This window comes from Micromonospora sp. NPDC048835, assembly GCF_040649995.1.
Classification (GTDB): domain Bacteria; phylum Actinomycetota; class Actinomycetes; order Mycobacteriales; family Micromonosporaceae; genus Micromonospora.
The window spans coordinates 21,862-28,412 of sequence record NZ_JBEZGM010000052.1; the positions used below are offsets into that span (position 1 = coordinate 21,862).

The 6,551-nt window shown below is 72.5% G+C and carries 5 protein-coding genes; 3 read left to right on the plus strand and 2 right to left on the minus strand.

What is annotated here, in order from left to right:
- Nucleotides 1-56 precede the first annotated feature (56 nt).
- The 3 genes from AB0C15_RS31680 (at nucleotide 57) to AB0C15_RS31690 (ending at nucleotide 4,203) form a co-directional block, all read left to right on the plus strand.
- Nucleotides 57-2,522: an Ig-like domain-containing protein gene (locus tag AB0C15_RS31680; protein WP_357358260.1), complete on the plus strand. Its 2,466-nt coding sequence runs from the start codon at nucleotides 57-59 to the stop codon at nucleotides 2,520-2,522.
- Nucleotides 2,523-2,633: 111 nt separating this feature from the next.
- Nucleotides 2,634-3,188, plus strand: coding sequence for a hypothetical protein (locus AB0C15_RS31685; protein ID WP_357358262.1), 555 nt, complete (start codon nucleotides 2,634-2,636; stop codon nucleotides 3,186-3,188).
- A gap of 22 nt (nucleotides 3,189-3,210) precedes the next feature.
- Nucleotides 3,211-4,203, plus strand: coding sequence for a hypothetical protein (locus AB0C15_RS31690; protein WP_357358264.1), 993 nt, complete (start codon nucleotides 3,211-3,213; stop codon nucleotides 4,201-4,203).
- Between the two features lie 49 nt (nucleotides 4,204-4,252).
- Here AB0C15_RS31690 and hisC read toward each other — a convergent pair whose 3' ends face one another.
- Both hisC and AB0C15_RS31700 read right to left on the minus strand, forming a co-directional pair.
- Complete coding sequence (gene hisC / locus AB0C15_RS31695) at nucleotides 4,253-5,356, minus strand: histidinol-phosphate transaminase (protein WP_357358266.1); 1,104 nt, start codon at nucleotides 5,354-5,356, stop codon at nucleotides 4,253-4,255.
- Complete coding sequence (locus AB0C15_RS31700; protein WP_357358268.1) at nucleotides 5,353-6,372, minus strand: RDD family protein; 1,020 nt, start codon at nucleotides 6,370-6,372, stop codon at nucleotides 5,353-5,355. The genes hisC and AB0C15_RS31700 overlap by 4 nt, the downstream gene beginning before the upstream one ends.
- Nucleotides 6,373-6,551: the final 179 nt, after the last annotated feature.

The window sequence follows — 6,551 nt, forward strand, 5'->3', positions numbered from 1 at the left end:
CGGACAGCAGACTGAAGGGCTGAGCCTCAATGCGGTTTCTCCGACGAATGGCGGCCATGGCCGCTGCCATGCTCGTGCTGCTCGGTGGTCTGGTAATGCTGCCCGCGCAGCCCGCCTCGGCGGCGCTGGTCCGCACGTTCACCCCGCGCTTCCAGGAGAGCGAGCGCGGGGACGTCATATTCGCCGGCAACACGCTGGTGACCTGCTCGACGCCGACCGGCCCGTGTGCCACCGCGCAGGCCAGCACCACCGCGAACAACAACGACTTCACCGCTCGCTACGTGGACGTGGACAGCGTCGCCGCGACGACCAACTCCAGCAGCGCCACCCTGACCGTGCCGACCGGGGCCACCGTGCTCTGGGCCGGTCTCTGGTGGATGGGCAGCGCCGCGAGCGGTGACCCCGGACGCACGAGCATCCGGCTCGCCCCTCCCGGCCAGTCGTACGCCACCCTCCAGGGGCAGGTCAGCACCGGCAGGGTGGCCACCAACGGTGGGGTCGCGTACTCGGCGTTCACCGAGGTGACCTCGCTCGTCACCGGCAGCGGCAGCTACACGGTTGGCGGCCTCACCACCACGTTGGGCGCCAACGCGCGCGGCGGGTGGGCCCTGGTCGCCGCGATCCGCGATCCCGCCCAGCCGCTTCGCAACCTGGCGGTCTTCGACGGGTACGCCGAGATCAGCTCCGCCGCCGCCGACTCGCGGGTCACAACAACCATTTCCGGCTTCCGTACCCCCAGCTCGGGTGCGGTGACGGCGCGCATCGGGGCGATCGCCTCGGAGGGGGACGCCGGGCTGACCGGGGACGGGATCTCGTTCAACGGTGTCGCGTTGAACGACGCCCTGAACCCGGCGACCAACTTCTTCAACAGCTCGATCACCCGGCTCGGCTCCCGGGTGACGGCGAAGAACCCGAACTACGCCAACCAGCTCGGCTTCGACATCGACTACCTGGCGGCGCCGGCCGGCTCGATCGGCAACGCGCAGACCTCCGCCACCGTCGCGTTCAGCACCGGCGGCGAGTCGTACGAGCCGATGGCGCTCTTCACCGCGATCGACATCCTGGAACCGGACGTCATCGCCACCAAGACTGTCGGTCGGGTGGGCGGCGGGAGCCGGGTCGAACCCGGCGACCAACTCGAGTACACGGTCGCCGTCACCTCCAGCGGCAACGAGAACGCCACCACTGTGCAACTCACCGACGCCATCCCGCAGGTCACCACGTACGTGCCAGGGTCCCTGAGCGTGAACGGTGTCGGCCGTACCGACGCGGCCGGTGACGACCAGGCCAGCTACGTCGCGGCAGGTAACCGGGTGCTGGTGAATCTCGGCACCGGGGCGACGGCCGCGGCGGGTGGCACGCTCGTCACGGGCGCGGTGAACACGGTGCGTTTCCGCGCTCGGGTCGTGGACTCGCCGGCACCCGGTGTGACGGTGGCCAACCAGGCGAGCATCAGCTACGGATCACCGACGTCGAGCACCATCTACACGGATCTCACCGACGACCCGGCGGCGGCCGGGGTGGGGGACCCCACCCGGACCGACATCAACGACAGCCCGCAGGCACAGCCGGTCCAGGTCGGTACGGCCGAGGACACCGTTCTCACCTTCGCCCTGCGCGACTACGTGGTGGAGCCGGACGGGGACGAGGTCACCTTCACCGTCACGCCGACGCCAACCGCGCAGGGGACGTTGACCTGCGCGGCCTCCGGTGCGTGCAGCTACGTCCCGGCGCCGAACGTCAACGGGCCGGTGAGCTTCGGTTACACCGTCTCCGACCCGTCCGGGCGGTCGGCCTCGGCGGCCGGCACCATCACCGTCACCGCCGTCAACGACCCGCCGGTCGCGGTGGTCGACCGGGCGACGACGGCGGGCGCGGCACCGGTGGCGGTGGAGGTGCTCGCCAACGACACCGACGTGGACGGCGACCCGCTCTCCGTCGTGCCGGCGACCGGCAGCACGGGGCACGGCAGCTTCGTGTGCGGCACCGTGCGGTGCACGTACACGGCGGTAGCGGGCTTCGCCGGCGAGGACACCTTCGAGTACACGGTCCGCGACCCGGGTGACGGCCGGGCCACCGGGCGGGTCACCGTGGTGGTCAGTCCGGCGGCGGGCTCCGGCCTCTCGATAAGTGCGCCGGAGACGGCGGCGCTGCCCACGGTCCGGGTGGGCGCACCTACCGCAAATGGAGAGCTTGGCGCCGTCGTGGTCACCGACGATCGCGGCGCGCAGTCCGGCAGTTGGACGGCGACGGTCTCGATCACCAGCTTCACGAGCGGTGGCGGTGGGGTGGTGCCGGGTGCTTCGGTGACGTACTCCTCGGGTCCCGCGGTGCAGCGCATCGGCACCGGGACGTTCCTGCCGCAGCCGGGGGCGGCCCTGGGTGCCTCGCAGATCGCCGCACGGTGGACCGGAGGCACCGGGCCGAACGAGGTGACGTGGAATCCGAGCCTCACCGTGACGGTGGATCCGTCGCTCGTGGTGGGCGCGTACCAGGCGACGATCGTGCATTCGGTCGCGTAAGAGGTACTTAAAGTACAAACTCGTGCAATACGGACACCCGGCCATAAAGTGGACGTGTGGCTGATGTGGCCGCCGCCAACCGGCGTTACCGAACTGGAAGTGAGGAAGTCTGTGCGCTCTCTTCGTATGGCGGCCTGCGCCGCCGTAGCCGTTGGGGCGGGCCTCGCGCTGGCCACCCCCGCGGTCGCCGCGCCGACCGACAGCACCGTCGTCACGTTCAACGTGGTCGGTGCCGGCCTCGACATCACCGCTCCCGAGACGGCAAGCCTCGGCAGTGGCCTGCCCGGCACCGTCCTCAGCGGCTCCATCGGCACCGTGCGGGTGACCGACCAGCGTGGTGCCCCCGACGCGTCGTGGACCGCCACCGTCACCTCGACCCACTTCGAGACCGGTGGCGGCAGCCCCAGCGAGCGGATCCTCGCCAGCCAGATCGACTACTGGTCCGGCCCGGGGGCGGAGCAACAGGGCAACGGCACCTTCACACCCGGCCAGCTGACCTCGGCCAACGCCCAACCGCTGGACACCGTCAACCCGCTCGTCGCCTTCACCCACACCGGCGGCACCGGCACCAACAGCGTGGCCTGGTCGCCCACGCTCAACGTCAACATCCCCGCGTCGGCGATCGTCGGCACCTACACCGGGACGGTGACACATTCGGTGGCCTGACCGGTTCGGGCCTCGTCTGGCGGTGGCGGCGCTTGCCGCGCTGCTCGCCGCCACCCCGGCTGCCCCGGCACCCGCCGGGGCGGCCGCGCCCGATCCGGAGCGGGACAGGATCGGCATCCAACTGCTGGAGGCACCTGTCGATCGGCGGGCGGACCCGCGCGCCCACACGTACATCATCGACCACCTCGCCCCCGGCAGCACGATCAGTCGCCAGCTCAAGGTGGTGAACCGCTCCGACAGTCGGTACCGCCTGGAGCTGTACCCGGCCTCCGCGACAGTCGACGGCGGACAGTTCCGGTTCGGCGAGGGCCGCAGCGCCAACGAGCTGTCCTCCTGGACATCGCTGGACCGCTCCACCGTCACCCTCGGCGCCGGCGACGAGTCGGAGTTGACCGCCACGATCACGGTGCCGAAGAAGGCACCGGCCGGCGAGCGGTACGCGGTGATCTGGGCGGCCGTCACCTCCCAGCCCAAGGACGGCGGCAACGTCACCCAGGTGCACCGGGTGGGCATCCGGGTCTACCTCGACGTCGGCGCGGGCGGAGAGCCGGCGTCCAGCTTCGCCATCGGCGCCTTCACCGCCGGTCGAACCGCCGAGGGGCAGGCCACCCTGGCCGTCGCGGTCAACAACACCGGCGGTCGGGCGCTGGACCTGACCGGCACGCTCGCGCTGGCCGATGGGCCGGCGGGGGTACGGGCCGGCCCGTTCGACGTCGTCGACGGGACCACCCTGGGCCCCGCGCAGTCCGGGTCGGTCACCGTCGCGCTGCCCCCGAACCTGCCCAACGGCCCGTGGCGCGCGGACCTGACGCTGACGAGTGGGCTGGTCAAGGAGACCGCGAGCGCGACCATCACCTTCCCGGACCCGGGCGAGCCGGCCAGCACCTTCGGCCTCGACGACCTGTCGATGATCGTCGGCGCCTCGCTCATCGTCGGCCTGGTGCTCCTGGTCGGCCTGCTACTCGTGGTGCGCCGCCGCCGGCAGACGCCGCTGCGGGCACCCCGGCTGAGCTGACCCGGGCGGCCCACCCGGTCCGCCCGCTCGGGCGGACCGGGCCGGACGATCAGGCCAGCGCTGCCTCGGCCGCCGCCAGGAACGCGTCGTTCTCGGTCGGAGTGCCGATGGTGACCCGGACACCGTCCCCGGCGAACGGTCGCACGATCACCCCGCGCGCCTCGCACGCCTTGCCGAACGCCACGGCCCGCTCGCCCAACGGCAGCCACACGAAGTTGGCCTGGCTCGTCGGTACCTCGGGCACGAACTTGCGCAGCGCCTCGGTGACCCGGTCCCGCTCGGCGACGACCAGGGCGCAGCGGCGCTCCATCTCGGTCACCTGGGTCAGCGCGGCGAGCGCCCCGGCCTGGGCCGCCGTGCTGCTGGAGAACGGGGTCGCCACCTTGCGGATGGCGGCGGCCACCACCGGCTGGGCAACGAGCCATCCCATCCGCAGCCCGGCGAGCCCCCACGCCTTCGACAGCGTGCGCAGCACCGCCACGTTCGGCCGGTCCAGGTAGTCGAGCCCGTCCGGGACCTCCGGGTCGGTGACGAACTCCCGGTACGCCTCGTCGATCACCACGAGCACGTCGTCCGGCACCGCGTCGAGGAAGCGGTCCAGCTCGGCCCGGCGTACCGCCGTACCGGTGGGGTTGTTCGGGTTGCAGACGAAGATCACCCGGGTGCGGTCGGTCACCGCCGCGGCCATCGCCGCCAGGTCGTGCCCGTGCCCGGCGTCGTTGGGCACCCGCACGCTCGTCGCGCCGCTTGTCGCCACGATGATCGGGTACGCCTCGAAGGAGCGCCACGAGTAGAGCACCTCGTCACCGGGGAGGCAGGTGGCCCGCACCAGGTGCTCGGCGAGCGCCACCGAACCGCAGCCGGTGGCGATCCGGTCGGCGTCCACGCCGTACCGCTCGGCCAGCGCGTCCCGCAGCGCGACCACACCCATGTCCGGGTAGCGGTGCGAGGTGGCGATCGCCTCGGTGACCGCCTCCACCACACCGGGCAGCGGCCCGTACGGCACCTCGTTGCTCGCCAGCTTGATGGCCTCCGGCAGGCCCAACTCCCGGGCCAGGTCGGCGGGGCTGCGCCCCGGCACGTAGCTGGGCAGCGCGTCCAGGTCGACGCGGGTCAGCCGCAGTGCCGGCTGGTGACGTCCGGAGTCGGTCATGGGGTGTCTCCCGGGGGCTGGTCGCGGTCGTTCGAGGGGGCGGACTCGGTCTGGAACGGGACTTCCACGACCACCGTCTGCGCGCGTTTGTCGTGCAGCGCCTGGCGCAGGGGGTGGTCGAAGAGGGGGGAGAGGGCATCGACAAGTTGCAGCACCAGGCCGAGCCCGAGGCAGTACCAGAGCAGAGTCGGCAGGCCCAGCGTGCTCCACCGGCTCAGTGCCCGACGGAGACCCAACGGTTGGTCGGCGGTCATCGGCACCGCCCGGATCCGCATCACCCGCTTGCCGACGGTCTGCCCACCGGAGGCCATGGTCGGCACCTCGTACGCCAGCCACAGCGCGGTGGCGACGAGCAGGATCGCCACCAACAGGGACCCGGCCTGCTCACCGGGCATCGGCAGGCCCTCCGCGGACGTGTCGCCGCGCGCCGCGCGCCGGAAGACCTCCTGCCAGTACGGTGCCCACTCCTGCGCCCAGCGCCACACGAACCAGCCGTTGACGACCACGTTCAGGGCGAAGACGATGCCGAAGTCGATCAGGCGGGCGACGAGCCTGCGGCCGTAGCCGGCCAGTCGGAGGCCGTGCGGTCGTGGCTCGGGTGGTCGTCCCGGCCAGCCGGGGTGACCAGCCGGCGGCATCCAGCCAGGCGGGACGCCCTGCGGACCCCAGCCGGGCGGGCCGGACTGCGGCCCCCAGTCCTGGCCCGGTGCCGGTGGTGTGCCGTGACCGGGGCCCTGCGCCGGCGGCGTCGGGTAGCCCGACTGCGGGCCGTACCCGGGGGGCGGGCCCTGCTGTGGAGGCCAGCCCGCTGCGGCGGCCTCGGAGCCAGGGGCCGCCGGACCGGAGGTCGGAGACTCGGCCGGGGTGACCGGCGCGGGCGGCGGCTCGGCCGGCGGAGGGCCGTCCGGCGGGGTGGCGTCGACGGGAATGGGCGCGCCGAGCCAACCCTCGCCGTCCCAGTACCGCCGCGTCTCGGTGTCGGCAGGATCGACATACCAACCCGGTTGCACGCTCACGCCGTCGCTCCGCTTCGCTTCGCGACGGCGCGAGGCGCCACGCTACCGAGCCTGCTGGTTCGCTCGCTCCGCTCGCTCACGCCATCGCTCCGCTTCGCTTCGCGACGGCGCGAGGCGCCACGCTACCGAGCCTGCTGGTTCGCTCGCTCCGCTCGCTCACGCCATCGCTCCGCTTCGCT

Bases quoted from the DNA above. Each gene is read 5' to 3' on its own strand.
- AB0C15_RS31680 (WP_357358260.1), top strand. From the start codon at position 57: ATGGCCGCTGCCATGCTCGTGCTGCTCGGTGGTCTGGTAATGCTGCCC.
- hisC (WP_357358266.1), bottom strand. From the start codon at position 5,356: ATGACCGACTCCGGACGTCACCAGCCGGCACTGCGGCTGACCCGCGTC.